The organism is Oceanobacillus sp. MO10714A, from assembly GCF_037072045.1.
GTDB lineage: Bacteria > Bacillota > Bacilli > Bacillales > Amphibacillaceae > Oceanobacillus > Oceanobacillus indicireducens.
In genome coordinates this window covers 1-26,249 of record NZ_JAXHDC010000020.1, presented here as the reverse complement: position 1 = coordinate 26,249, position 26,249 = coordinate 1, and the positions used below count along the sequence as shown (strand labels likewise).

Sequence of the window (26,249 nt, the reverse complement as noted above, 5' to 3'; positions counted from 1 at the left end):
TTAAGGATGTTGAATCAGGCTGTTTTAGGGCACGGTTATGTATTGGATTTTCTGTATTTTTGCCGTGCAAAATTTGCAGGTTTAGTTGTTAACGGGATAAGTATGCCCTTTTTTAACAACTAAATAGCAAACTAAAACAGTGAAACATTCTTAACCCGCGGGCGGTATAATCGGTAGGCAAAGAGTGCATTTTCATGCACTCTTTTTTCATATGGTGAAGTGGTCGCACTTCTATAAGTCATGGGGAGAGTTGTCTTCTCATGACTTTTTTATGTTTAAGAAGGACTGGGACATGGGGTCAGAGCAATTGTCCCAAACGAGCGGTCGTTCGGGACAATTGCTCTGACCCCGTGTCCCAACCCCGTGTCCCACAAAGGAGGAAGGAAAATGATTATTTGTAGTGTGAATCATGTCGCAAAAATGTATGGTGGGAATATGGTTTTTGAAGATATTACATTTGAAATAAAAGAAAAAGAACGACTCGCTTTAGTAGGAAGAAATGGAAATGGAAAGACGACTCTACTTCGGTTGTTAGCTGGTGAGGAGTTAGCTGACGCAGGAAAAATTCACTGGAAAAAAGGTGCTTCCAGAGGGATTTTGCAGCAGATTCCGGAAGGGGTGGAAGGTACTGGTAGAGATGTGTTGAAGCAAGCCTTTTCTGAATTGACTAAGATCGCACAGAAGATGGAAAAGCTTGAACGTGATATGGCTAATGAGGCGGATGCAAAAAGGTTAGAAAAATTAGTATCCGAATATGGTACGTTACAAGAAATATTTACTGTAAAAGGCGGTTATGAAATCGAGGCGGAGATCGAGAAAATTATCCATGGTCTAAATATGGAATCTTTCATTCAGCAACCATTTCGTGAGCTTAGCGGAGGAGAGAAGACAAAGGTAGGGTTAGGTCAACTGCTGTTGAAACAACCGGACTTGTTACTGTTAGATGAACCGACGAATCATCTTGATCTGATGACTGTTGAGTGGTTGGAAGGCTTTTTGCAAGATTACGAGGGGACAGTTCTTGTGATCTCCCATGATCGTTATTTTCTCGATGAAGTAGTAGATAAAGTGATGGATCTGGAGGACGGGGAACTGACGACGTATCACACGAATTTTACCGGATATGTAAAGGAAAAAGAAAAGCGACTATTGCAAGCTTTTCAGGATTATGAGGAGCAACAGAAGAAAATAAAGAAAATGAAGGAGGCGATTAAACGGCTGCGGGAATGGGCAAACCGAGCGAATCCTCCAAATGCAGACCTTCACCGTAGAGCCCGTAATATGGAGAGGGCCTTGGAAAGAATGGATAAATTGAATAGGCCGGTTTTGGGGCGGAAGAAGATGGGACTTGAAATGGAAGCTGGTGAAAGGAGTGGAAAGGATGTAATCCAGCTACGCGATGTCAAGAAAAGTTTTTCAGGAAAACAATTATTTGCGGACATCTCGATGCATCTTGTCTACCAAGAGCGAGCTGCAATAATTGGGGAGAATGGGAGTGGAAAGTCAACGCTTTTGAAGCTAATTTTAGGTGAAATAGCTGCAGATGGAGGAGAAATACAAATAGGGAGTAACGTCAAAATTGGCTATCTGTCCCAGCATGTATTTCAGGAAGCTAAGCATGAAACAGTGATTGAAGCTTTCCGTAATAAGGTGAGGGTAACGGAAGGAGAAGCAAGAAACATTTTAGCGAAGTTCATGTTTTATGGTTATGCCGTCTTTCAAAAGGTTTCCGGTTTGAGTGGTGGGGAGCGGATGCGTCTAAGACTTGCGGAACTGATGTATCAGGATGTGAATCTTTTAATTTTAGATGAACCGACAAACCACTTGGATATTGATTCCCGGGAAGTGTTAGAGGAAGCGTTGGAAGATTTTAACGGAACGATCTTGGCAGTATCCCATGACCGGTATTTTCTTAATCGCTTGTTTGAGAAAATATATTGGATGAAAGATGGAACTCTTTATGCTTTTAATGGGAGTTATTCCTGGGCGAAAGAGAAAATGGAGGAGACTAAAGCGTGGCAAGTGGGAAAAAAGGAGCTTGATAGAAAACAAGAACACATCCTTTATGAGAAAGAGCCTAGTGAAAGAAAACATAACGAAAACAAGGTAGAGAAAGAACTAAAAGTCTTGGAGGAAAGAATTATCGAACTGGAAAAGAAACTATCAGAAACTCAAGACCTGGACTTATTACAGCAACTATATAAAGAAAAAGAAGAACTAGAAGAGAAATGGCAAGCACTTATTGAAAAATTAGACTGATCGGTAGGTGGGACATGGGGTCAGAGTAAATGTCCCAAACGAGCGGTCGTTCGGGACATTTACTCTGACCCCAGTGTCCCACTTTTAAGGGAGGAATATGAAAATGGAGAATAAATCAGTGATTAAGATGTGGCAGGAGTATCGGGATAGGTTTGGAGATGTAGCTAATAAGTATGAGGCATGGGCTTTCGGGAATTCCATGGAGATGGCAGATGAACTTGCTAATCTTGTGTTGGCTGGAGTTAAAACTGCAACTAGTTCCCTTTATTTATTTTATGAATTGGAGAATGAAACTTTACCGTACGTTGGGCTGCATAATATTATTCTAAACGGTAAGGGAGAGGCGGTTGCGATCATCGAAACAACTTCAGTCCAGATTACTCCTTATGATGAAGTTACAGAAGAACATGCATATCTGGAAGGGGAGGGGGATCGGTCCTTGGCTTATTGGCAGAAAGTACATGAAGATTTTTTCAAAAAAGAACTTCGAGAGATAAATAGAGATTTTACAGAAGATATGCTCGTTGTTTGTGAGAAGTTTAAGTTGGTATATAAGAATGGAGAAATTTGTTAAAGGAGAGAAATTCAAGGTCAAATTGATGCGGGCTTTGCAATTACTGGTTTTTACGAAGATGATTTCGGTGGGAAGCGGATGCTAGATAAGTATATTAAAACTTTTATCACGTATTAACGGTCTGTAATCCCCCCACCTCTAAACATGAGGGAAGCTCAATATGTGAAGGGCTGGGATAAACAGTCCGTAAATCCCTGATTCTGTTCAACTAACATTCAGTGGAGGAAGTAAGGATACTCCCCTACTGAATGAGTTTCACTTTATAGCTACACGCGCGGTTAAGATTGATCAAATGAAAATTTTATCTAAATAACTATTAAACGGGCCAAATCCAATTCAATTTGACCCGTTTAAAGTTTTTTAAAATTTATTTCTCATCGTTCTCACACGATAAGCGGGCTTTCGTTCTTGTGTATTTGCCTCTCCTGGTGTTGGTACAGTGGAGTAAATGAACAGGCAAACGAAAATAGTTAGATTACCAGCCCACGTCATTTCGAGGTGGGGGAATAGTAATTTAAGTGCGATTGGATATAGAATGAGCAAGAGACTTGTTGCCATTAATTGACAAGCCGTTCCGATAATTTTGTTTTCTAAGCGTTTATGACTTCGCCGGTATGGTACAATCTGCCGAATTGTTCTTGCAATACGGATGAAAAAGGCTGTTAATCTAGTTTTTACAAGAAATCGTAAGGCAATAAAATGTAAAATGATGTACATTATCCCGTATGTTAAAGAAAATTCCAATAAAGCAAAGTCCTGCGATGTAAGTAAATGAACACCTTCACCGTTTGCAAAGAATTGCGGCGTGTCAAATAAATAAGGATGAATGAAAATGATGATTCCGACGAGCAAACTAACTGCTGCAGTAAATACAGCAAGCATGAAAAGGTGCAGACTGATGAGCAAAACTTTCCCAAGAAACTTAAATAGGGAAGAAAGTATACTGGATTTCCTCACCAATGAAATAATAATTGCTAAAACAATAATAACGACAAAGAAAATCCCATAATTAATTAAAGCTTCAACCAAACCCCTCACCCCTTTCCTATGATTTAACTACACTATCAAACAAATATCAAAGGGCCTATCCTCCTATTTTTAAGGCGTCAGCGGGACACGGGGTCAGCGGGACACGGGGTCAGAGCAACTGTCCCAAACGAGCGGTCGCTCGGGACAGTTGCTCTGACCCCAATGTCCCACTAAAGCATGATGCCGCCGTCGACGTGGAGGGCGTGGCCGTTTATGTAGTCGGATTCGTTGGATGCTAGGAAGAGATAGGCATTAGCGATGTCTTTTGGTTTACCAAGCCGCTGTTGTGGGATTTGCGCTTTCATTTGTTCAATAACCTTCTCAGGTACTGATGTAACCATGCTTGTTTCTGTAAATCCAGGTACGACTGCATTTACATTAATTCCTTTTCTTGCCAGTTCTTTCGCCCAGCTTTTGGTCATGCCGATAATGCCGGCTTTTGCGGCGGCATAATTTGTTTGTCCAACATTACCATACACACCGGAAACAGAGGATGTACTTATTATTTTTCCACTACCCTGTTCAATCATGTACGGGATAACTGCCTTTGTACACTGGAATACTCCAGTTAAGTTCACATTGATGACTTGCTGGAATTCTTCGACACTCATTTTGGTAAGCATTGCATCTCTTGTAATACCTGCATTATTGACCAAAATATCAATCCGGCCATACTCTTGAATAGTCTCTTCCGCAAGCTGCTCGCAACTATTCCAGTCAGCAACATCAACTTGGATGAAGCGGCAGTCCACTCCTTCTTCTTGCAGTATTTTTTCTTGTTCTTTTCCTGTATTCTCATCAAAGTCTGCGATCACTACCTTTGCAGCTTCTTTCGCAAAAACGCGAACTGCTGCAAGCCCAATGCCATTCGCAGCCCCAGTAATAATTGCAACCTTCCCATCTAATCTCCCCATCTCAAAAACCCCTTTCCGAATTATTTTATATTTTCTATCATTTTAACATAGAAACAAAAAATCGGGACATTGGGGTCAGAGCATTTGTCCCAATCAACTGGGACAAGTGCTCTGACCCCAATGTCCCAGCTCCTCGGTTAGTTTTCTGTTTGTTCTGGTTTTGAGGTTAGTTCAAATAATCCTGCTTCTTTGGCTGTGATGAATGCAATGTAAACAAATGGTCCGAAGATGAGTCCGAGTACACCGCCCAGTACATACCCGAAGTACATGGAGAGTACGGTTGGAAGGGCAGCGAGGCCAATAGAATCTCCTAACACTTTCGGTTCGATTGCTCGGCGTAACACGAGTAGAATGACGGTAAGGATAATCAATTGAATCCCCATAAATGTTTTCCCGAGAATAAAGGCGAGTAGTGCCCAGGGGACGAGTACAAGTGCTGGCCCGACGTATAATGGAATGATATCAACAATCCAGATAATGAAAGACATGACCAAGGCAGGCCCTGGAGCAATAAACTTAAGGCTAACGAAGCAAAAAATAAAGACTCCGATACTTAAGATGAGTTGTGCTTTCCAATACCCGAGGAAGACCTCACCCATACGTTTGGAAATGAACTGCAACTTAGCGGCAAGGTCGGAACGGAACCAGCTCCAGAAAATCTTCTTCACTCTTGGTAATTCCAGACTGAATAAAAATAGAGCAATCAAGAAGAATAAGGAGACAAAAATTAAGTTTGGAATCGCCGCTACAATATTTTGTACAAACGATCCAATTCCAGTAATAATGGAGGTCGTAATACTTAATGCTGTCTGCATGAAATCAGAAGATAATGCTTCTAGTTCTTCAATAATCACATCTGCCATTGGAACTTCTTGGAGAAAATCATAGAACTTTTCAATATTGTTTTCTATAAAATGCTGCACTTCGATTGCATAGCGCGGGATTTGAAAAGCCCATCCATAAAGAATGTCAAAAATGACAACGACTGTTATATAAATGATTAGGCCGCTAATGATTAGAAAGGATAGAAAGGTAATCAAAACAGGTAAGATTCTTTTCTTCCATTTGAATTTGCGCATCATTAGCCGAACGAATGGTTCAAAAACTAGTGCGAGCAGTAGTGCAAGTAGGATGGGGAAAATTTGTGAGAAATAAAAATATGTAAGGAGGCCCCCAACAACAATAAGTACTCCGATGATAATTCGTTTGATAATTACATTTGACGTGCTCATTTATAAGCAGCTCACCTTTCAAGTATAAAGATAGAATAATAGATTAAGATAAAAGTTCGGTAAAAGATACAACTATTATAACAGGTTAGAAGGGGAAACACCCATTCAATTGCTAGGAAATTTAGGGACATTGGGGTCAGAGCATTTGTCCCAGTGGGACAAATGCTCTGACCCCACGTCCCATCCCGCGATCACAATTCTAATTTTTCTCGTTCTTCTGTTGTGAAAATCCGTGATCTTGTCAAAAATCGCTTCCCTTCTGGACCTTCCACGGAAAACATCCCACCTCTTCCATCTACCACATCAATGATAAGCTGGGTATGTTTCCAGTATTCATATTGATCTTTGGACATGTAAAAAGGCGTATCGCCAATTTCTCCTAGTAACATATCCGATTCACCGGTTCTGAATTCATCACGTGGATAGCACATTGGGGAACTTCCGTCACAGCAACCTCCGGATTGATGAAACATGAGCGGGCCATGGATTGTTTTCAATTTTTCTAGTAATTGAAGTGTACTTTCCGTCGCAACAACACGTTGTACCATCAAAAAATCCCTCCTTATTTTAATCTATGTAAAAAGGAAGCTAATCAATACAGGCGATTAGCTTCCTTGCAGATGAAAGTTAGAATAAACCGGTAGGGCCTTCACTATAACTGATTAATAAGTTTTTCGTTTGCTGGTAATGGGCGAGCATCGTCTGGTGATTCTCCCGGCCGATTCCGGACTTTTTATATCCGCCAAATGCAGCATGGGCAGGATATTGATGATACGTATTCGTCCAAACTCTTCCTGCTTGAATCTCCCGACCAAAGCGGTAAGCAGTATTAATATTCCGCGTCCAGACACCAGCACCTAGACCGTAGAGTGTATCATTCGCGATCTCCAGCGCTTCTTCCTTATCCTTGAAGGTTGTGACAGACAGGACCGGACCGAAAATTTCTTCCTGGAAAATCCGCATTTTGTTATGTCCTTTAAAGATAGTCGGTTCCACATAGTAACCGTTCGAAAGCTCTCCGTCCAGTTTATTTACATTCCCTCCGATTAACACTTCCGCGCCTTCTTGTTTTCCGATATCAAGGTAGGAAATAATTTTCTCTAGTTGTTCGGTTGAGGCTTGTGCACCCATCATTGTGGTCGTATCGAGCGGATGACCGATTTTAATTTCTTTAACTCGTGCGAGTGCCCGTGCCATAAATTCATCGTATATGGACTCATGAATCAAGGCACGAGAAGGACAGGTACACACTTCACCTTGATTTAAGGCGAACATTGTCAAGCCTTCCACCGCTTTATCGAGAAAACCATCATCTTTGTCCAAAACGTCTTCAAAAAAGATATTTGGTGACTTTCCTCCAAGCTCCAATGTTACCGGGATAATATTTTCAGATGCATATTGCATAATCAAGCGGCCGGTTGTTGTTTCGCCGGTAAAAGCAACTTTATCAATCCCCGGATTTGTTGCAAGTGGCTTTCCAGCTTCGACTCCGAATCCATTCACGACATTCAATACACCAGGAGGAAGCAAGTCATGAATCAACTCCAAGAGCACATGAATCGATGCTGGTGTTTGTTCAGCAGGCTTTAAAACGACACAGTTACCAGTAGCAAGCGCTGGTGCAAGCTTCCACGTCGCCATTAACAGTGGGAAGTTCCACGGAATAATCTGTCCGACGACACCGAGCGGCTCATGGAAGTGATAAGCAACCGTGTCATGATCGATTTGGCTGATGCCACCTTCTTGTGCACGGATGACACCGGCAAAATAGCGGAAGTGATCGATGGCTAAAGGCAAGTCAGCTGCGAGGGGCTCGCGAATTGCTTTTCCGTTATCCCAAGTTTCCGCAACGGCGAGCATTTCCATATTGTTCTCTATGCGATTTGCAATTTCATTTAAAATGTTTGCCCGCTCCGTAACCGAAGTTTTTCCCCAGGCTTCCTTCGCTTCATTGGCTGCATCGACTGCTAACTGGATATCTTCTTTTGTTGAACGGGCGATTTCACAGAATGCTTTACCAGTTACCGGACTGACATTTTCAAAATATAATCCCTTGACTGGTGGACGATATTCTCCTCCAATGAAGTTATCGTAACGGTCCTTAAATGTAATCACTGCACCTTCTGTATTTGGTTTTTTATACCTCATATTAAAATCCCTCTCCTTTAATAATTTTTGCCATGTTGACTATAGGTTTGTCCTAATAAAACATATGCAAGTAGGAGAGGGAAAATGACTGGGACGGGACATGGGGTCAGAGCATTTGTCCCAGTGGGACAGATACTCTGACCCCATGTCCCGCTTTTAACCATCTAATTTTTCTTTTAATATGACTGCTTGGTTTTCTTTTTCATTTTTTGCTGCGAAGAGGAGAGTGACTTGGTTGGCATCAGCTGCTATTTTCTTTAATTCATCAAGCGCTTCTTTTTGTTCGCCGGATTTTAATTCTTTTAAGTACTTTTCTTTAAATTGTTTAAAGCTCATTTCATCATGATGAAATGATTTTCGTAATTCATCTGTCGGACCAATTTCTTTTAGCCAGTGATCGAGTTTCGCTTTTTCCTTCGATACCCCTCTTGGCCAGAGACGGTCAACGAGAATGCGTACCCCGTCTGCTTTTGCGGATTCATCATAAATTCGTTTCAGTTTAATCTTCAAGAAAATCCTTCCCTTCCAATATCTAATGTACCCAGGTATGCAAGAAAGAAATCTTCTTACCTGTTTTAAATTGAAAAAATTCCCAAACTCTAGGCAGGTCTGTTAAAATGATATTATTTAATTGTAGTATCCGGAGCATAATATAAATGGAAAAAGCCTACAAAATTCACAATAAAGTTGAGGGAAGAGACGATGGTTAATGCAGGATTAATCCTTGAAGGTGGCGGTATGCGCGGATTATATACGGCAGGAGTGCTTGAATATTTTATGGAGCGGGATTTATACCCACCCTATGTCATCGGTGTTTCGGCGGGAGCTTGTATGGCCGCATCTTATCTTTCAAGGCAAAAAGGTCGAAACAAAAAAGTGAATCTCGGTTTTATTGAGGATAAACGTTACCTTTCCTTTAGAAATTTTATCAAGAAACGGGAACTTTTTGGGATGGATTTTATTTTTGATGAAATTCCAAATAAATTAGTTCCATTTGATATGGATGCGTTTAAGCAGAATACAGAGGAATTCGTCATTGTAACCACCGATTGTGACACAGGGGAGCCGGTCTATTTTAATAAAACGGACCAGGGGACAGATCTCGTGAAATTACTCCGTGCCTCAAGTTCTTTGCCATTTGTAGCGTCGAGTGTGGAATATAAAAGCCGGCATTTATTAGACGGCGGGATTAGTGATCCCATTCCGATAAAAAAATCAGAGCAAGATGGCTTTGAAAAGAATGTAATTATCCTTACAAAGCCAGAGGGTTATTTCAAACGGCCAAGAAAAATGTACTCTATTATTAAGTATAAGCAGCATCCGAAAATAAATGATTTATTAAGGGAACGGTATAAGCATTATAATGAGACACTTGAATATGTCGCTAAACAGGAACAGCTAGGAAATGCGTTTGTGATGCGACCAAGTGCGGAATTGCCGGTAGGGAGGGCGGAACGGAAGAAGGAACGAGTGGAGGAGCTTTATGAGTTAGGTTGGAACGATGCTAAAGAGCAATTTGAGGCACTGCAGCGCTTTCTTAGCAATTGAAAACACTCTTTGTATGTTTTTCCGAAGAGAGGGAAAACGTAATAAAAAGGAGTGATACAATGAAGCAACGGCGCTTAAGCATTGAAGAATTTAATGAATTATTACAGAAATGGAATGATCAACAGATAAAGATTGTGAAGCAGGAAATGGATGATATAGATGAAATACTTCTTGTTTTAAGAGGAGTTTCTTTCACGAAGGGACAGAATATTGATGATTATATATCCCATTACGCCTTGCAATTAAACGGAAGTGGTCTCATCGAAACAACGATGAACAATTATGAATCCTTGCCAGCTGAAACATTTGAAATCCCTCTTGAAGAGGAAGCAACGTACGAATTTGATGGGGCTCGCTTTACGATCAGCACCTCCCGCGGAGTTTATACGATAGAACAGAATCAATTCGTTTAGGAGAAAATAAGTAGTTTAGCATTTTTTATTGAAAAAGATGCTAAACTACTTTATTTTTTGGAATGAATTCTTATTCGAACGGAATCGCAAAGCTTCTTTTGTTAGGATGTTTAGCAACGAGCAGATGGCATTTTCTTGCATTATCTTTTGTATACCAATGATCTTTTAAATATCTTTCCAACTCGTCCACTGTTTTAACCTTTTCGTCTTTTAATTCACTTAGAAGCATTTTAATATGCTCTTCATTCAACAGAAAGCCATTAATTTCTATCTTCATCATGGATAACTCCTTTTTCATTCAAATCTCTATGTCCGCATTATACCAAAAGAGAACGGAATACGATAATTTCTATCTGAAATAACTAGTAAAAAGAAGGACACACTAAGATTGAATTAGTGTAAAGGAGGTTTATACCATGTCAGAGGAAAATAAGAATAGAAATAAGGATAAAGGAAAACAGAGGAACGTGAGGAAATATGATACGAGGCCGAAGCGCGATGTGGAGATAGCTGAGGATACAGAGTTCCTAAATCTTGATCAGAAGAGAAATAAAAGAAAACGGGATGATTAATTTTAGTGCTTGGGAATGGGTGCCGGTGACTGCTTTTGCCAAAAAGGCACCCTTAATTTATCACGTATTAACGGTCTGTAATCCCCCCTCTTCTAAACATGAGGGAAGCCCAATATGTGAAGGGTAGATAAACAGTTCGTAAATCCCTGATTCTGTTCAACTAACTTTCAGTGGGGAAGGTAAGGATACCCCACTGAATGAGTTTCACTTTATTTTTATAGGGAAGGGATATAAGATTTATCTTCCACGTATGTTTTATCCAAATTGTTGTTTGCAAAGAATATATTATAAAGATGATTTTCTATTGTGGGACAATTGCTCTGACCCCCGTGTCCCAGCAAAAATGGGGACAAATGCACTGACCCCATGTCCCGCACTTTTTCTTGCATTTTGATGGGGAATACGTTATATTTAAATTGTGATAGTTAGTGAAAATATTCACAAGTTAAAGTGTGAGAGGGATTTCAATTAAGTGATGGTTAAGGGAATTTACTCTTACCCTTTATTGTTCGAATGGGAGTGGGGTCTTCGGTAATTGCTATGTTTACGATAGGTAAGCGTAGGGTAATTATCTTAAGAGATAAAGTATCCTGCTATCATTAATTTTCTGAAAAAAATATCTTATTCGAACTGTTGTAGTGTATAAAATATGAGAAGGGAGCAATAACATGATGAATCTAATCGGAATAGTTGGAACGAACTCAGACCAATCCACGAATCGTCAATTACTAGAATTTATGCAAAAACATTTTGCTGAAAAAGCGAACATTGAACTTTATGAAATTAAAAATTTGCCTGCATTTAATAAACCTAGAGACACCACAGCACCACCTGAAGTGCAGGATCTTTCGGATAAAATTAAGGAAGCGGATGGGGTTATCATCAGCACACCAGAGTATAATCACTCTGTCCCAGCTATTTTAAAAAGCGCATTGGAATGGTTATCTTATACGACTCAACCACTTATTGATAAACCGGTCATGATTACTGGAGCATCATACGGTCGCCTGGGTTCTTCCCGTGCCCAGTCACACTTGAGACAAATTCTTGATGCACCGGAATTGAAAGCACGTATTATGCCAAGTTCTGAGTTTCTGGTTGGCCTATCTTTACAAGCTTTTGATGAGGATGGCAAGCTTGCCGATCCAAACAAAGTACAGGAACTAGAAGAAATCTTTAATGAATTTATCCAATTTGTAGATATTACAAAGCAATTAGTTAAAGCGAATCCTAATAAAAACAAATCCAAAAGTTTTTCTTGGGAGAAGAATTAATCCAGGGAGGTATATAGATGAAAATCGTTGGAATCGTCGGATCAAATGCTGAATTTTCATATAACCGTTTATTATTAAATTTTATCGCTAAAAATTTTAAAAACTTAGTTGATGTTGAAGTGCTCGATATTGATGAAGTTCCGATGTTTAATCAATCGGATGATCAAACGAACAGTGAACCGATTCAATATTTAAACAAAAAGATAGTTGAGGCGGACGGAGTTATTATTGCGACACCAGAGTATAATCATTCGATACCTTCTGCATTACAAAGTGTTCTTGAATGGTTATCCTTTAAAATACATCCCCTTGATGGAAAACCAGTCATGATTGTAGGAGCTTCCTATGACGTTCAAGGGTCTTCCCGCTCCCAGCTTCATCTGCGCCAAATCCTTGACGCCCCGGGTGTGAATGCTGTCGTCATGCCAGGTAACGAATTCCTGCTTGGCGAGGTGCATCAAGCTTTTGATGAAGATGAGAATTTGAAAGATGCTAGCACCGTTCAATTCCTTGAGAGTTGTATTAAGAAATTTATTCGTTTCATTAATGTAGTAACGATTATCGACTCACCCGAGGGAATGAAAGATGTATCGAGTACAGAGGATTTATATGCTACAGGGAAAATCGATACAACAATTGAAGGCGTCGATATGGAAGCGGAAGATTGGGTCGAGCAGGCTGCTGAAGCGGTGGGAGCAGTTGAAGGTGATACGTACGTGAAATTGGACCGAGGAATTTTAACCGTTAATCAGTTGAATTACTTTCTAAAATCTATGCCGGCTGAATTAACGTACGCAGATAGCAATAACCAATTCCTGTATTATAACCGCATGTATGAAGCGGAAGACATGTTAGCATCCCGTACACCGGCACAGGTTGGTAATCCACTAGCTAAGTGTCACCCGGAAAGAACCTATAGCGGAGTTGCGTGGGTCATTCAGCAACTACGTAAAGGAAAAGAAGATGTCGTCCGAGCGCATGTTCCAACCCATGGACCAGATAAGTTCGTTGTGCACAGCTATCAGGCCGTTCGGGATGAAGAGGGAAATTATCTTGGAATTAATGAATATGTCCAAGATATCAAACCGATTATTGACTGGTACTTGCAGCAAACCGGACAACAATTAACCGGTGGCGATGTTGATGCAGTCTCCGGAGCTACAGAAAAAGTAGATACGGTATCGGGAGCAACCGCTCAAGATTAATAATTAAGGGAAACACAGGGGAAAGAGGTCTCTATGGCCTCTTTTTTCGAATTTTCACGTGGAAGGATGAGGTTTGCCGAATGAAAACTCGTGAAATACATATGATGGGTACGATTATTCAATTATCGGTTCAGCATAAATACGCGGATTTTGTCTTAGATGAATTGATTATTCGCCTCGAGGAATTTAATAAACGTTTCAGTGCCCATGACCCGGACTCAGAATTAATGCAGATTAATAAAAACGCTGGAATCATGCCAGTGAATGTCCACCCTCAGTTATACGAACTAATTAAAATTGGAAAACTACATAGCACGCCTGCAGACAGTTCTTTAAATATTGCAATTGGTCCGCTTGTTGAAGCATGGCGCATTGGTTTTGGCGGTACAGAAGTTCCAGCAGATAAAGAGATTCAAGCTTTACTTCCTAAAACGGATCCGATGAATATTATTCTTAATGATGCGGAACATACCGTGTTTTTAAAAGAACCCGGAATGTTCATTGATTTGGGTGCGCTAGCAAAAGGCTTTATAGCGGATCTATTGATAAATGATATTGAAACGCTGGAAGTGACAGCGGCCATCATTAATCTGGGCGGGAATGTCCTCACCTATGGAAAATCACCAAATCAGCCAGATGGATTCTTTCGCATTGGAATTCAGCATCCATTCGAGGCGCGTGGAAATCATATCGCGATTGTTAAAGCATTCAATCAATCCGTCGTTACTTCTGGCATCTACGAAAGAAAATTAACCTTGAATAATAAGACTTACCACCATATTTTAGATCGGCACACAGGTTATCCGATTGAAACTGAAATTGCTGGCTTGACTGTTGTATCCAAACGTTCAGTCGATGGTGAAATTTGGACAAGCCGTTTATTCGGGAAGTCGGCTGAGGCAACAATTGCTGCTTTAGAAGCAGTAGAAGATGTCACGGGAATAGTCATTACAAAAAACGGAGAGCTTCATTATTCCGAATCGCTCCAGCCATATTTGGTTATTTAGATGTTCCAAGAATAAATGTATCCCTTCCGTCAAAAGCTATCCCTATAAGGAAGGAGGACACAATCATGACATCAAGACCAAAAGGACCGAAACAAAATAAAAATCCAGATCTGCCGCAAAGTCCAGTTCAGCCTTATGGGGAACCTTTATCCGGCTCGAAAAAGACAAAAAAAGCGAATCATTCCAGACAAAATTATAATCCGCATCATGGATTATAATAGATGATGATCAGTTCGAAAGAGAATGTATCTTATCACTTGAGTGGAAATTATTTAGTGTGCTTTGGTTGATTAGAGTGCTTCCTACTTCTGAATAGAGATTATTTAGTTTACTTCAAATTGATTAGAGTACTTCTAAACACTCGAGCAGAAATTATTCACCTTGCTTTGTTAGAATAGAGCGCTTCTCATCGCTTGAGCAGAAAATTATTTCCTTACTCCGTTTGAATAGAGCACTTCTAATCGTTCGGGCGTAAATTTTTTACTTTATTTTAGTTGAATAGGGTACTTCTCATCGCTTGAGCGTAAATAATTTACCTTACTTCGGTTGATTAAAGTGCTTCTAACCAGAAAGCTCTTACTCAATTCAGCCGTTTAAATGCTTTTATCATCAAAGAAATAGACAAGGGGAGGGGTTCATCTTGCAAGTTAGAATAGAAATAACTTACCGGACGAAAAATGGGGCTGAAGCGGAGTTTAGTTCTGATTACATGGAGGCAGAACCTGCCCTTGTCATCGCTCGCGATCTCGAGAAAACGGGGAGAATGAAACAATTAACAATTATTGATACGTACGATGTAAGTTGGACGTTAAAACAGTTAACGAAATTTATGGAAAAGGTTAAAACAGAACCCCATGATATCGTCGTTTATTTTGATGGCGGATTTGACCAGAATACACAGAAAGCCGGATTAGGTTGCGCAATTTACTATAAACAGGATGAAAAATCATATCGAATTAGAAGAAATGCTTTAGTAGAAGGTTTAATCAGCAATAATGAAGCCGAATATGCAGCACTTCATCTTGGACTGAAGGAATTAGAACTGTTAGGCGTCCATCATTTACCAATTACGTTCGTGGGAGACTCCCTTGTCGTTATTAATCAACTTAATGATGAGTGGCCGTGTTATGAAGCCGAATTATCAAAGTGGTTGGACCGGATTGAAGCAAAAACGGAGAAACTCGGAATTGCGCCAATCTATGAAAGTGTTTCACGTAAAAAGAACCGCGAGGCAGATCAATTGGCGACACAAGCTTTACAAGGAGTTGAAATTACGAGTCACTCGGAGCAGTAAATAAAAAAAGGGATCATGCATCCCTTTTTCTTTACGTCCATCAATTTGCCTTTTAAAAAGCGCCCGATCCTCCGCCGCCACCGCCAACTCCAGTACCTGAACTTGATGAAGAATTTACTGACTGGGCTACAGTCCTTGTCGCCGAACTAAAACTTGTATTCGCGGTAGATGAAAGTGTCAGTAACGCTAATAAGTTGGCAGTTGAATCAGGTTGTCCGACGGCATTACTTTCAATAAAGTATTTATTTTTCTCCTGAAGTTTCTTATCCTTCAGTCCAGCGGAGAAAATGAGCGCGCGTTCTTTATCATCTTTAGGTAACGTGTACCAGCTACTTGATTGTAGATCATTAAAGTCTTCTTTAAATTGTTGCCATTGCAAGCTAATAAGTTGCCCCTTGACAGTTCGCGTTTGGAACACAAGGACAAACAAGAGAAGGCCGCCTAGAACAATGAGATTAAAAACAAGCCACATATATAATTCATGGACACCGAATAATATGATGAGTGAAAGTAATAAAAGACTGATTAGCCCCGTAATCCAGCGGGGTTTTATATGCTTATTGAGCAGTCGATGTGACTTTATTTCTTCCTTTAATAATTGCTTATACTCTACTAGAGCCTTATAAAACGTCTCCTGATTTGTCGTCTTCTTCGTATATTTTTCCAGCTGGTCAAAGGAAAATATGCGATTTTCCCCAATCTTTTTAAACAAGAGATCCATAATCAATGTTTCATGCTCAAGGTCCGTATTCTCATGAACAAGATAAAAAGTATCATTTTCCCTCTGCTCAATATTCCCTTTCCTTACTAAATCCATCATTGCCGCTGTCAGCATATCCCCATGCTCTGCTACCTGATTACGGAAATAAAGAATCGTTGCGGGCATACTCATCATTTCCTTTGGAACTAAGGAAACCTTATGATATTGGTGCTCGGCTTCACGCTTCGCCATTTCTTCCTTTCTTCCGCCATAAACTAAGAGGAGGAGTAAATATAAGCCAAATACTGTTGTTACATAAGGTGCAAGATTTCTAAGTGTTTCTTGACGAGCGAGAAAAGCTGCTTCCTTATCGGCTAGTTTTTGTTCTTCACGCATCATTTCATCCCGCATGGTTCCATCGTGCATCGGTGCGGCAGAAAATAAAGCGTTATCGTATGCTACACGTATATCCCCATTCTTCCCGCTATCCACAAGGCCCATCTTGAAGACAACTGTCCCATCACTATCGATGTTTTCCGTTTTATAAGCTTCATCCAATCCATATGCTATAACATCTGTCGTCATCTTAGGTGGATGAATCGTAACGGTGAAATTTTCATAATCGCTCTCATTGCTTGTATCAAAAAATGGCCAGTAAAATTGTGCCATATCTTCAAAAACTTCGACACCATCCTCGATCAAATAAGAAAGTTCAATCGTAACCGTCTCATTTTTCCCGCTTCTAAATACCTTGTACGTGTCATCGTCTCGTTCAACTTCTAAGCTAGTCCCATTTTCACTAGCTGCAAAATCCGTAATGGAAGTACCTTTTTTCGGAATAAGGCTACGGGTGATTCCATTGAACTTCCCATCAAATTCATACGTATGGAATTCTGTCACTTTGACATTTCCATCCTCCAACAGGTAAGCATCAATATCTGTTTCATTAATTGTAAAGTCGACCGCTAGTGCATGGAGCGGGAACAGTGAAACCCCAACTAATATTGCCAGAAAAAGAGTAACTAACCTTTTCATGTAAACCCCTCACTTTCTTAAAAGTAATACGAAAGAACAACCGAAAAAGATTCACTGGGACGTGGGGTCAGAGCATCTGTCCCAGTTTTTTGCCTTCATAATAACGTAATACGAATAGAGTACATTTATTAATAAAAGCTTAATATCTCCGGCATATTGGACGATATGAAATAAGGAGGACTATTTATTTCTGCTACAATCCAAAATGAAGATAGGAGTGCTTGAATGAAAAAGATTTCAGGGTTACTTAACTTTAAAAAACTTAAAACAAAGGTGTTATTTGGTTTTTCTATTATTATGTTATTAGTTGTCCTTTTAAGTGGATTCACTATTTACTCGATTAACTCCGTAAATAACGATTTGGATATCGTGTTGGATAGGGAAATAGAATTAATGATTGCTGATGAAGGCTTGGCAAAAAACATGCTGAACCGAACAAGGTTGATTCAGGGTTATATTTTGTTCGGTAATGAAGCGTATAAAGAAGCGTTCGAAGCGGGACTAGAAGAGAGTATTGCATTAGAAAATCGGGCAGCAGAGCTAAGTAGTTCAGCGGAATTAGAATCATTACTTGAAAGAAAAATAGAGTGGGGTTACCTAACAGACGAGATAATTGAGGCTTATGAAAAAGGAAATGTAGATGAGGCAGGAGTTATTTTAGAAACATCACTTGAACCGCTTGGGGGAGAATTAATCGATGGATTTGGAAATCTGGCAGAGGCTGCAGAACAAAGAATTCAAGTGATTGGTGAAGAGATCCAACAAAATGTAAATACACTTATGACTTTTGGTATTGTTATTTCTTTGGCGGTGATTGTTCTAGGGATTACAATCGCAATGTTTACCGCGCAGATGATTACCAATCCAATTCAAACCGTAATGAAACGAATGAAATTAATAGCTTCTGGTCATTTGAATAATGAGCGGTTGACCGTGGATATGCGAGACGAAATTGGACAATTGGTGTCGGCGGCAAATGATATGAATGATAATATGCGGGATATTATGGTGAAAATTACGGACGTCTCCCATACGGTTTCAGCACATAGTGAAGAACTCACGCAATCTGCTTATGAGGTGCGTTCAGGTACGGAGCAAATCACTAGTACAATGGAAGAATTGGCGTCAGGAGCGGAAACACAAGCCTATCAATCCGGTGATTTGTCCAATATGATGTCTAATTTTACAGAGCAGATTGAAGAAGTAAATCGTAACGCAGCACATGTGCAAAAAGAATCGAATCAAGTGTTAGAAATGACGAATGAAGGATCCGTGCTAATGGATTCATCAACGAATCAGATGGAAAGTATTGATGCAATGGTACAAGCGACAGTGAAAAAAGTGGAAGGATTAGATGAACAAACGCAAGAAATTTCTAAGTTGGTCACAGTTATACAAGATATTGCCGCTCAGACGAATTTATTAGCGTTAAACGCTGCAATTGAGGCGGCAAGAGCTGGTGAAAATGGACGTGGATTTGCAGTAGTCGCTGATGAAGTCGGCAAACTTGCTGCACAGGTAGGTAGTTCAGTAACAGATATATCAGGGATTGTCCATAATATACAAACTGAATTCAGTGAAGTGACAACTGAATTAAATCAAGGTTATGAAGAAGTGAAGGAAGGAACCATTCAAATTCAAAATACGGGAGAGAAATTTACAAGTATTCGTGAATCTGTAACGGATATGGTTGGCAATATGCAGAAGATCTCAGATAACGTTTCGGAATTTGCAGCGAGCAGCCAGAAAATGAATTCCTCTATACAAGAAATTGCAGCTGTCTCTGAAGAATCTGCCGCAGGAATTGAGCAAACATCTGCATCAGCGGAACAAACAAGCAGCTCCATGGAAGAAGTAGCCAAGAGTGCAACAGAACTAGCCCGATTAGCAGAGAACCTAAATGAATTAGTAAATCAATTCCAAGTTTAACGTGATCGGGACACGGGGTCAGAGTAAATGTCCCACTTTTGTTCTGCGTAACGAATAACATAATCTACACTACATTTTAAGCAAGATAACACTAAAAATAGGTTGTCCCTTTAGTAGACAACCCATTTTTATGTTATTTATCCAATTCAATCGTTTCGTTCACATGTGTCGATTCAGCATTTTTCCCTGTCATGCGTTTATAGAGAAAAGCGATTCTTTTCGTGAAGTTCCCGGTTTCCCAATATTCAGCTGCTTCAGCTTTTACCTTTATCAAGACAATGTCAGGGTTATCATAAGAGGTTTGCAAAACTTTCTCGTATGCTTTACTCCACAATTCCTTTTTCTTGTCTAAATCCTCAACAATCTCAGCTCTCCCTCGCACCGAGACATAAGATTTGCCTGCATAAGCAACATTCACTTCTTGATCATGTAAAATTTCCTTATATTTATCCGTTTCTTTTTTAGTGAAGAACCATAAGTCCCCATCAAACTCTACTTCTTGCGTTTTCATAGGGCGTGAAATAAGTCCTTCTTCGGTTAATGTCGTCAACATCGCCGTATCTACGCCTTTGATTAGTTCTCTTAATGTCTCGATTTCTTCTTGTTTCATCATTTTAGAAATTTCTCTCACCTCATTTCTGCTTCTATCGTTATATATTTCCCTTAGACCATTGAGATATGCAATGGCTAACATCAATATAAAAAGACTGTCCGCATTACCGCAAACAATCTTTGTCCTTCATTTCTCCTCTAGTTTATGTACAAGTTCATTACATCTGTATTGTCTAATTGATCCCATTTAATTTGGTTCAGTAATAGTTGGTAGCCGTGACCCAAATAGTGTTCTACTTCAAATTCCAATACAGCTTTCTCCGTTAAACTATACTGTTGCAAAACGCCATTTACTGTATAGTCATCTATAATTTGTGCGTAATAGATTTCAGCATAAGGGCGCAAATTTGGTGCTTTTTCCAAAATCACTTCTTGGTCCAACAAAGCATGGGAAACATGTCTGATAATATTCTTTTCATGTATGAGTAAAGCTCCGATTGGATGTGGGAACTGATTAACGATTGTTTCTGGTAAAGATTGTAAGGCATTTACAGCTGCTGGGTCACCTTGTTTGTAGTTTTCCAGGAAAGTATGTAAGGAAAGATGCACCGCAGCTAGATTAAAATTAACCGCTAAGTCATGTTGTTTTTTTAAATAAAAGGCTTGTGCTATTGATTGCAATAAATTAACAGATATTCCTTTTTCATTAATAATCTGTTGATAATAATCAATCGCCAAGTCAAATTTTCTTTCACGTTGTGCCTGTACTGCTAATTCAAAAGTACTCATTATATCAGCTCCATAAAAAAATAAATTAAAATGCATCCTTTCCATTTTAATTAGTAATGTTCTATATGTCCATCTAAAGTTCTTCAGGGATTGAGTCAAGTACTTGTAGGAGTTTTTTAAGTCCCTTATTTTATAGTATTATCCTTCAGCTCTATGTTGGCGTTATCAAGCCTAGATCCCTTTAATAAATTATGTTTATAGGGGTATATTTCCCATTACACTCTTTCTTAATCAATCGGATATGTCGAGGCTCGATTGATTGAAGAAGTCAATAGAAAACTAGAAGACTATCTGTATTTCGCAGACAGTCTTCTATCATACAATGTAGGGGAATATTTTTCTTCAAAAAACCGAATCATTATTATTCCACTGAATCGGATTCCTCATCAGCACCAAATCCAGGATCCTCGGTTTCCGAATCCTCATCTGGCTCAGTGTTTGAATCCTCAGCATCGTCTAGGTCTGATCCAGGTTCTGAACCGGAAGCAGGTTCCTCTTCATCCGTTTCCGTATCCAGTCCCGGGTCTGTTTCTCCCGTATCTGGGGTCGTCTCCGTTTCAGGTGGATTCTCCATGATTTCATCTTGATCTTCCGTTTCTCCTGAACAAGCAGCTAATGTTGCCGCGATTCCAATTGAAAGTACACCTGCAAGAACTTTTTTGATTTTCATAATTGGACCTCCTCATAATTTTTATCTCCCTTATAGAATAACGGAAAAATGTAACAAAACTGTGGAATACAGTTAACAAACAGTTATCACTATTATGTCAAAAATAGATAATGCTGGTAGACAACAAACACTGGTATACCATGCTTTTCTAAAAAAATCAGCAACATTAGTTAATAATTCATTCATCTTCTTGTAAAAAAGGGGAAGGATAACAAATATTTGGAGGGGGAGAAATAAGAAATAATGCTGTTTCCAGTTGGATTAATTTTGTAATTCGTAAGCACAAGGTACTCTAATTCGTATTTTATTGATTTTTATTTAATCTTTACCGTATTTCTCCATACGCATGTCCCGGTCATAAGGTGTTATTGCTGCAACTAGCGAAAAGGGAGAGCTTTCCTCTTAAGCAGAATCCACGACGATATTCATTTCGATAAATATGTATGTAAAAAGGATTTGTTTTAAAAACAAATCCTTTAGGAGTGAGAAAGGTTAAATGGAAGGGCGGTTTGGACCATTAAGTTTTTTATCACCTTTAATAGCAGTAGATTTTTCTCTCTGCTGCTGACGTTCTTGCTTCTGGATTTCTTTGCTTTTGTCCATGATAAAAACCTCCTTTACATATAGTGTGTCTAATTTTATGGAAATGATTTATATTTTCGCTAGCAGAGTAGATTACTGTATCATAAAGTGAAATTTCATTCAGCGGGGGTTTCCTTCCCCGCAGAATGTTAGTTGAACAAAATAAGGAATTTACAGACCGTTAATGCGTGATAAAAACTTATTCCGATAATTACTCAACGCTAACAAAGGAAAAATATATCGATAGCTATGGTAATGAATGTAAAATCCTCCTGCCATTCCTTGTCCTTTTGGATAGGCCGCTGTCCAATCTTTTTTGTCAGAATGATCCAGTAAAAATATTACCCCTGCCTGAATTTCGGGTGTCACGTTGTCTGATGCGGCAATGAGCGCATCCAATGCCCAGGCCGTATCGGTTAATGTGCTGACTGTAAGCGGGATATAAGTTTGGTGGATATCGCTATAACAAGATTCTCCCCATCCCCCATCTTCATTTTGAATATTTTTGAGCCATTTCAGCGCCTTTTGAATGGAAGAATGTTCGGAACGGACACCAGTCGAGATCAAACCGGTAATGGCAGCCCATGTTCCGTAAATATAACAGATTCCCCATCTGCCATACCAGGATCCATCTTTTTCTTGATCACGTTTCAGCCAGTTCACTCCATTTTTTATTGCGGGGTGCTCGATCGGCAAGTTTGTGAAATTACCTAAATACTCCATCGTTCTTCCGGTTAAGTCGGCGGTAGAAGGGTCCGCAAATAAGTATTTAGCCCCTTCGATGGGAATATAGCTAACGATTTTTTTATCCACATTTTTTTCAAATGCAGCCCAGCCACCATCATGATTCTGCATGGAAAAAATCCACTTGTTCCCCCTATCCCAAGCTTGTCGATACACGGGGTCGTTACGTGCCAAGCGGCTAATAGACCGTAAGGAGGCAGTTGTATCGTCTATATCTGGATGCATCGTATTCTGATCAGCAAACCCCCATCCACCCGGGTTACTGAAAGGATTATGGATTACCCAGTCACCGTAACGGCCATGCTGGCGTGAAAGTAAATAGTTGTTTGCTTGCTGAATCATGGAATCATCCCACGGGACACCAGCACGTTGCAGGGCATAACTGATTAAAGATGTATTCCAGACGTTTGCTGTTGTATATTGCATATGTGTATGGCCATCAATTTTGCAAGCCATCCCTTTTAATCCTTCTACTGCTTTTGTGATTACGGGATAATCTCTAGGATATCCAAGAGCTAATAGGGAAAATATCATCAGAAAGGTGGAACTAAAGAAATTATATAAAGTTCCGTCAGCCTCAATTCTGTCCAGTATATATTTTTTCGCTTGTTGCAGGGCGATTGAATGAATGGAAGCGGGGAGTCCAATGATATTTTTGATTCCTTGGTGAATAAATGAAGAGAAGGAACGCCAATCTTCTGAGCGATAAAGGAAGAACTCGTTGTTTTCTTTACTTTCTCTTGAAAGAAATAAATGGGAAAGGTCGGGGCTCCGTTGTGTTTTCAACGAGAATTTTTGATCGGCTAGGATTAACATTGGAGCAAGGTTTGTTCTTCCATAAACGGAAAAATCATAGAAGTTAATCGGGAAGGATAATGGTAAAAGAATAAATTCGATTGGAATCGGAAAAAACGCAGGCCATTTATATTGGCCGGTTAAGGAGAGCATGAATTTGGCCATCATATGACTTTTTTCAATTCCGCCCCATTCGAGAATCCTTCTTCTTGCAGCAATTAGTTCCTTATCTGTCTGATCACGGTAACCGGAATACAATAGTGCATAATAGGCTTCAACGGTAGCAGTCAGATTGCCGTCGATCTCATCATAAAAGAGTTTCCAGGCCCCGTTTTTCTCCTGCCTGCTGAGTATCCGCTCGACTAAAGCTTGAATGAGTTCTTCATCATTCATTTCTAGGGTGCGCAGTAAAATAATCATATAGGCATCCGTAGAGACACCTGTCTCAAAGGGATAATCCCAGGATCCATCAGAGGATTGATCTTTTCTTAATGCGGTGATCATGCGATTGCTCCTGTCCGTTACTTTACTTTTCACCGTTTCACCTCCAAACAACAATATCATTTTATTCGAGCGCCATGATAAACATACCAAAAACCTAAGGAACAATTCACTTCTTATTAACTAATCATCATTTATTCCAATCCATTTCCATAACATGATTAGTAAAGAGGTGATGCTCCATCATTCCGTGTTTAAAAAAGAAAATAGCGAGCCAAACGATTCCTGCCGAACTAATCGCGATAAAAAAGGAATTAATGAAGAAGCGGCGGCCGAAGATCCAGGAAAATCAATTAAGTGAAGGGGAACATCATTTAATCGAATACATTCGTCATGAAACGAAAAAAAGAAATGTAAATAACGTGACAAGAACGAATGCTTACCTCGCTTATTATCAAAGGTTTCCTGAAATTCATTGGGCTTTCCTCGGGCATATGGTTTCGAGGAATGGTGGATGGAATATGACCGATTTGAAAGGAAGTCTCTTAACTAGGATTTTATCCTCCGAGGAGCAGAAGGAGTTTTTTATCTTTTTAGAGCGGGGTAATTGGTTAATTTTTCAAGACATTTACCCGCAATTGATACTTTATGAAGAAAGTATAAAAAGAAACACGAATCTATTTCACCTTTTACCATGGTTTCATGTCTCTTTTTTCATGAGCGTGATCTGGAATTACTTTTATCGAAAAAGAGATCGTTACCTGCTGACGATAGCACTTATTATTAATGAACAAAGCTACCTGGAGAAAAGAGTCATTCAGAATCCGTATTATCAATCCACCGTACTGGAAACACTTCAATTCAAGCTGCAAGAATTCCTTGATTTAAATCAAATTATATTTCCCTTCATTGATAGCAAGGAGACTAAAATTATCGGTCAAACGATTCATAAATTTGCCTCTTTACATGAACGGATATTATTGGGAAAACGCTTGTATCAATTACTTTTTGATCCGAAACATTACGTATCGATTTATCAGTGGGCAAATGTTCAACCCCACACGGGTTCGAGAAAAGACTTTTGGCCACATTTATTTAATGATGTAGATGGATCTGTTCCCGGGAGTTCGTATCAGAAAAGAATAAAAGACTGCCAGATTCGGAAAAACGCCCCCAAACTATATAGCCCTATTTTGAAATATGCGTGGGAGGATATAGAACAGAAAGAAGCGGAAAAGGGAGACTGGTACTCGGATTGGAACGTCATTGATTATTTAAAGAAGGACATGTCTAAAGAAAGTGGAGATATTTATCATGAGTATTGTAAAACACTGGAGAAAATCGAATTCTCCATCCTCGCAAAAGAAGCCATTTTACCAAAGAAATCTTAGATTGAAGTCTTATTTATCCACTGCTATTCTCGTCTCTTTAATTGGAACGTATTTAGATCTTTTGTTGGTGGGGGCAGGTCTCTATTTCTTTCCGAAGCGTCTGTTTTCAGAGATATTTACCATTAATATTTTATTTACGATTTGTATCCTGCCTTTATGTACCTTTATCATTATTTTCATTCTAAAGAGGATTCATCCATTACTTCGATATTTTTTCCTATTTATTTGCAGCTTGTTTGCCTACATAGCAGAGCAAACGGCAGAACAGTTTGGCTTATTTATTCATTCTCCTGACTGGAAACATGAATTTTCCCTGATTGGTTACTTTCTCTTCCTTATTGTTATTTGGAGATTTTATTGCTGGCTGGAGAAAGGGGAGAGGGAGGGGTATTCTAAAATGTAAGGTGAAGAGATGAATATATGGCTTTATTTGCAAGTGAAAATTAGGCTATTTTAATTGAAGTTGGCAATTTTATATGAGGAGAAAGGGAAGTGACGTGGAGAGCAATAGAGGAGGTAAAGGAGGGGCTGGATCTGAAATAATGCTGTCTCAATCGTTTCTGTTAACTATTGAGGAGACATCATAATATTTATTTACTGTTCAGTTCGTTCAGGTTTTCTTTTCAAATACTATTGTTTGGTTGCTTTCAATGAGATTAAGTAAAAAAGGAAAGAATTCAGTTTGGAATTCCTCAATGAGAAAATATTGATACAGTTGAAGGATTTAATAAAGAAATCGACTGAAGGTATAAAGAAAACCTTGCCCAGCATGGCGGGATACGTAAAGTTACCGCGTGCTGGGCAATAAGGAAGCTGACATTGTCACGGCCGGAAATAGTGTGGACGACTTTAAGCCGGTGAGGTTATACTTGCTCCATATTAATTGTGATAGTAATAATAAGATGTAAATAATCGGTAGTAAAAATTAATGTTGCTTTCGTGGTTTGTACATGTTATATTAATCATCCGCCACAAAAACTAGAATAAATCTAAATTAAAAAAATGGTTGACTAAAAGTTTGATAGTGTGGTATATTATTTCTTGTCGCTTTTAACAGAGTGGCAATGTCAAGGAAATAATGAAAAAGTTATTGACTTGATAGTTTTCGTTTGATACAATGTAAAAGTTGCCGCTTGAAGAAGTGGCGAGAAC

The 26,249-nt window shown here is 39.4% G+C and carries 26 protein-coding genes and 1 pseudogene; 15 read left to right on the top strand and 12 right to left on the bottom strand.

Annotation, left to right across the window (positions count from 1 at the left end):
• Nucleotides 1-6 precede the first annotated feature (6 nt).
• The 4 genes and pseudogenes from SPD53_RS11420 to SPD53_RS11405 all read left to right on the top strand — a co-directional run.
• Nucleotides 7-123, top strand: coding sequence for an RAxF-45 family protein (locus SPD53_RS11420; protein ID WP_308425612.1), 117 nt, complete (start codon nt 7-9; stop codon nt 121-123).
• Nucleotides 124-387: 264 nt separating this feature from the next.
• The gene (gene abc-f / locus SPD53_RS11415; RefSeq protein WP_336252641.1) at nt 388-2,259 is read left to right on the top strand and encodes a ribosomal protection-like ABC-F family protein; all 1,872 of its coding nucleotides are present in this window, start codon (nt 388-390) and stop codon (nt 2,257-2,259) included.
• 97 nt (nt 2,260-2,356) lie between these two features.
• Complete coding sequence (locus SPD53_RS11410; RefSeq protein ID WP_442946200.1) at nt 2,357-2,833, top strand: ASCH domain-containing protein; 477 nt, start codon at nt 2,357-2,359, stop codon at nt 2,831-2,833.
• 6 nt (nt 2,834-2,839) lie between these two features.
• A pseudogene (locus SPD53_RS11405) lies at nt 2,840-2,950 on the top strand (SAM-dependent methyltransferase); the annotation flags it as partial.
• 243 nt (nt 2,951-3,193) lie between these two features.
• Here the strand turns inward: SPD53_RS11405 and SPD53_RS11400 are convergent.
• The 6 genes from SPD53_RS11400 to SPD53_RS11375 form a co-directional block, all read right to left on the bottom strand.
• Nucleotides 3,194-3,862 (bottom strand): hypothetical protein, encoded by a 669-nt coding sequence (locus SPD53_RS11400; protein ID WP_336252639.1) that lies wholly within the window; start codon nt 3,860-3,862, stop codon nt 3,194-3,196.
• Between the two features lie 170 nt (nt 3,863-4,032).
• Nucleotides 4,033-4,776: a 3-oxoacyl-ACP reductase FabG gene (gene fabG, locus SPD53_RS11395; RefSeq protein WP_336252638.1), complete on the bottom strand. Its 744-nt coding sequence runs from the start codon at nt 4,774-4,776 to the stop codon at nt 4,033-4,035.
• A gap of 137 nt (nt 4,777-4,913) precedes the next feature.
• Complete coding sequence (ytvI, locus tag SPD53_RS11390) at nt 4,914-6,008, bottom strand: sporulation integral membrane protein YtvI (RefSeq protein WP_336252637.1); 1,095 nt, start codon at nt 6,006-6,008, stop codon at nt 4,914-4,916.
• A 191-nt stretch (nt 6,009-6,199) separates the two neighbouring features.
• Nucleotides 6,200-6,556 (bottom strand): DUF779 domain-containing protein, encoded by a 357-nt coding sequence (locus tag SPD53_RS11385; protein WP_156857002.1) that lies wholly within the window; start codon nt 6,554-6,556, stop codon nt 6,200-6,202.
• 79 nt (nt 6,557-6,635) lie between these two features.
• The gene (gene adh, locus SPD53_RS11380; protein WP_336252636.1) at nt 6,636-8,156 is read right to left on the bottom strand and encodes an aldehyde dehydrogenase; all 1,521 of its coding nucleotides are present in this window, start codon (nt 8,154-8,156) and stop codon (nt 6,636-6,638) included.
• A 156-nt stretch (nt 8,157-8,312) separates the two neighbouring features.
• Complete coding sequence (locus SPD53_RS11375) at nt 8,313-8,666, bottom strand: DUF488 domain-containing protein (RefSeq protein ID WP_336252635.1); 354 nt, start codon at nt 8,664-8,666, stop codon at nt 8,313-8,315.
• A 192-nt stretch (nt 8,667-8,858) separates the two neighbouring features.
• On the opposite strand from SPD53_RS11375, the gene SPD53_RS11370 reads away from it, so the two are divergent.
• A complete protein-coding gene (locus SPD53_RS11370; RefSeq protein WP_336252634.1) occupies nt 8,859-9,704 on the top strand; it encodes a patatin-like phospholipase family protein in 846 nt (281 codons plus the stop codon).
• A gap of 59 nt (nt 9,705-9,763) precedes the next feature.
• Nucleotides 9,764-10,117 (top strand): hypothetical protein, encoded by a 354-nt coding sequence (locus tag SPD53_RS11365; protein WP_156856998.1) that lies wholly within the window; start codon nt 9,764-9,766, stop codon nt 10,115-10,117.
• Between the two features lie 70 nt (nt 10,118-10,187).
• Here SPD53_RS11365 and SPD53_RS11360 read toward each other — a convergent pair whose 3' ends face one another.
• Entirely contained in the window at nt 10,188-10,394 is a 207-nt protein-coding gene (locus SPD53_RS11360) for a hypothetical protein (RefSeq protein ID WP_188858573.1), read from the bottom strand.
• Nucleotides 10,395-10,533: 139 nt separating this feature from the next.
• Between SPD53_RS11360 and SPD53_RS11355 the strand changes: the two genes are divergently transcribed.
• The 6 genes from SPD53_RS11355 (at nt 10,534) to SPD53_RS11330 (ending at nt 15,469) form a co-directional block, all read left to right on the top strand.
• Nucleotides 10,534-10,689, top strand: a complete 156-nt coding sequence (locus SPD53_RS11355; protein ID WP_336252633.1) for a hypothetical protein — start codon at nt 10,534-10,536, stop codon at nt 10,687-10,689.
• Between the two features lie 668 nt (nt 10,690-11,357).
• Nucleotides 11,358-11,963 carry an NADPH-dependent FMN reductase gene (locus SPD53_RS11350; protein WP_336252632.1) on the top strand — a complete coding sequence of 202 codons (606 nt, stop codon included), beginning with the start codon at nt 11,358-11,360 and terminating at the stop codon, nt 11,961-11,963.
• A 17-nt stretch (nt 11,964-11,980) separates the two neighbouring features.
• Nucleotides 11,981-13,168 carry an NAD(P)H-dependent oxidoreductase gene (locus SPD53_RS11345; protein WP_336252631.1) on the top strand — a complete coding sequence of 396 codons (1,188 nt, stop codon included), beginning with the start codon at nt 11,981-11,983 and terminating at the stop codon, nt 13,166-13,168.
• Between the two features lie 80 nt (nt 13,169-13,248).
• Entirely contained in the window at nt 13,249-14,175 is a 927-nt protein-coding gene (locus SPD53_RS11340; protein WP_156856995.1) for an FAD:protein FMN transferase, read from the top strand.
• Nucleotides 14,176-14,240: 65 nt separating this feature from the next.
• Nucleotides 14,241-14,393 carry a small acid-soluble spore protein P gene (locus tag SPD53_RS11335; RefSeq protein WP_156856994.1) on the top strand — a complete coding sequence of 51 codons (153 nt, stop codon included), beginning with the start codon at nt 14,241-14,243 and terminating at the stop codon, nt 14,391-14,393.
• A 422-nt stretch (nt 14,394-14,815) separates the two neighbouring features.
• Nucleotides 14,816-15,469 (top strand): reverse transcriptase-like protein, encoded by a 654-nt coding sequence (locus SPD53_RS11330; protein ID WP_336252630.1) that lies wholly within the window; start codon nt 14,816-14,818, stop codon nt 15,467-15,469.
• A 52-nt stretch (nt 15,470-15,521) separates the two neighbouring features.
• Here SPD53_RS11330 and SPD53_RS11325 read toward each other — a convergent pair whose 3' ends face one another.
• A complete protein-coding gene (locus SPD53_RS11325; RefSeq protein ID WP_336252629.1) occupies nt 15,522-17,204 on the bottom strand; it encodes a DUF2207 domain-containing protein in 1,683 nt (560 codons plus the stop codon).
• A 225-nt stretch (nt 17,205-17,429) separates the two neighbouring features.
• Here SPD53_RS11325 and SPD53_RS11320 point away from each other — a divergent pair, with 225 nt between their 5' ends.
• Complete coding sequence (locus SPD53_RS11320) at nt 17,430-19,133, top strand: methyl-accepting chemotaxis protein (protein WP_336252628.1); 1,704 nt, start codon at nt 17,430-17,432, stop codon at nt 19,131-19,133.
• A gap of 133 nt (nt 19,134-19,266) precedes the next feature.
• Here SPD53_RS11320 and SPD53_RS11315 read toward each other — a convergent pair whose 3' ends face one another.
• The 4 genes from SPD53_RS11315 to shc form a co-directional block, all read right to left on the bottom strand.
• Nucleotides 19,267-19,755 (bottom strand): pyridoxamine 5'-phosphate oxidase family protein, encoded by a 489-nt coding sequence (locus tag SPD53_RS11315; protein WP_336252655.1) that lies wholly within the window; start codon nt 19,753-19,755, stop codon nt 19,267-19,269.
• 128 nt (nt 19,756-19,883) lie between these two features.
• On the bottom strand, nt 19,884-20,519 hold the full coding sequence (locus tag SPD53_RS11310) for a hypothetical protein (RefSeq protein WP_336252627.1): 636 nt from the start codon (nt 20,517-20,519) through the stop codon (nt 19,884-19,886).
• 316 nt (nt 20,520-20,835) lie between these two features.
• Nucleotides 20,836-21,144, bottom strand: a complete 309-nt coding sequence (locus SPD53_RS11305) for a hypothetical protein (protein ID WP_188858587.1) — start codon at nt 21,142-21,144, stop codon at nt 20,836-20,838.
• A gap of 753 nt (nt 21,145-21,897) precedes the next feature.
• Nucleotides 21,898-23,769 carry a squalene--hopene cyclase gene (gene shc, locus SPD53_RS11300; RefSeq protein WP_336252654.1) on the bottom strand — a complete coding sequence of 624 codons (1,872 nt, stop codon included), beginning with the start codon at nt 23,767-23,769 and terminating at the stop codon, nt 21,898-21,900.
• Nucleotides 23,770-23,951: 182 nt separating this feature from the next.
• On the opposite strand from shc, the gene SPD53_RS11295 reads away from it, so the two are divergent.
• Together SPD53_RS11295 and SPD53_RS19840 are read left to right on the top strand one after the other, a co-directional pair.
• Nucleotides 23,952-25,097 carry a DUF2515 domain-containing protein gene (locus tag SPD53_RS11295; protein ID WP_336252653.1) on the top strand — a complete coding sequence of 382 codons (1,146 nt, stop codon included), beginning with the start codon at nt 23,952-23,954 and terminating at the stop codon, nt 25,095-25,097.
• Nucleotides 25,021-25,500, top strand: a complete 480-nt coding sequence (locus SPD53_RS19840) for a CBO0543 family protein (protein WP_442946199.1) — start codon at nt 25,021-25,023, stop codon at nt 25,498-25,500. The genes SPD53_RS11295 and SPD53_RS19840 overlap by 77 nt, the downstream gene beginning before the upstream one ends.
• The last annotated feature ends 749 nt before the right edge of the window (nt 25,501-26,249 follow it).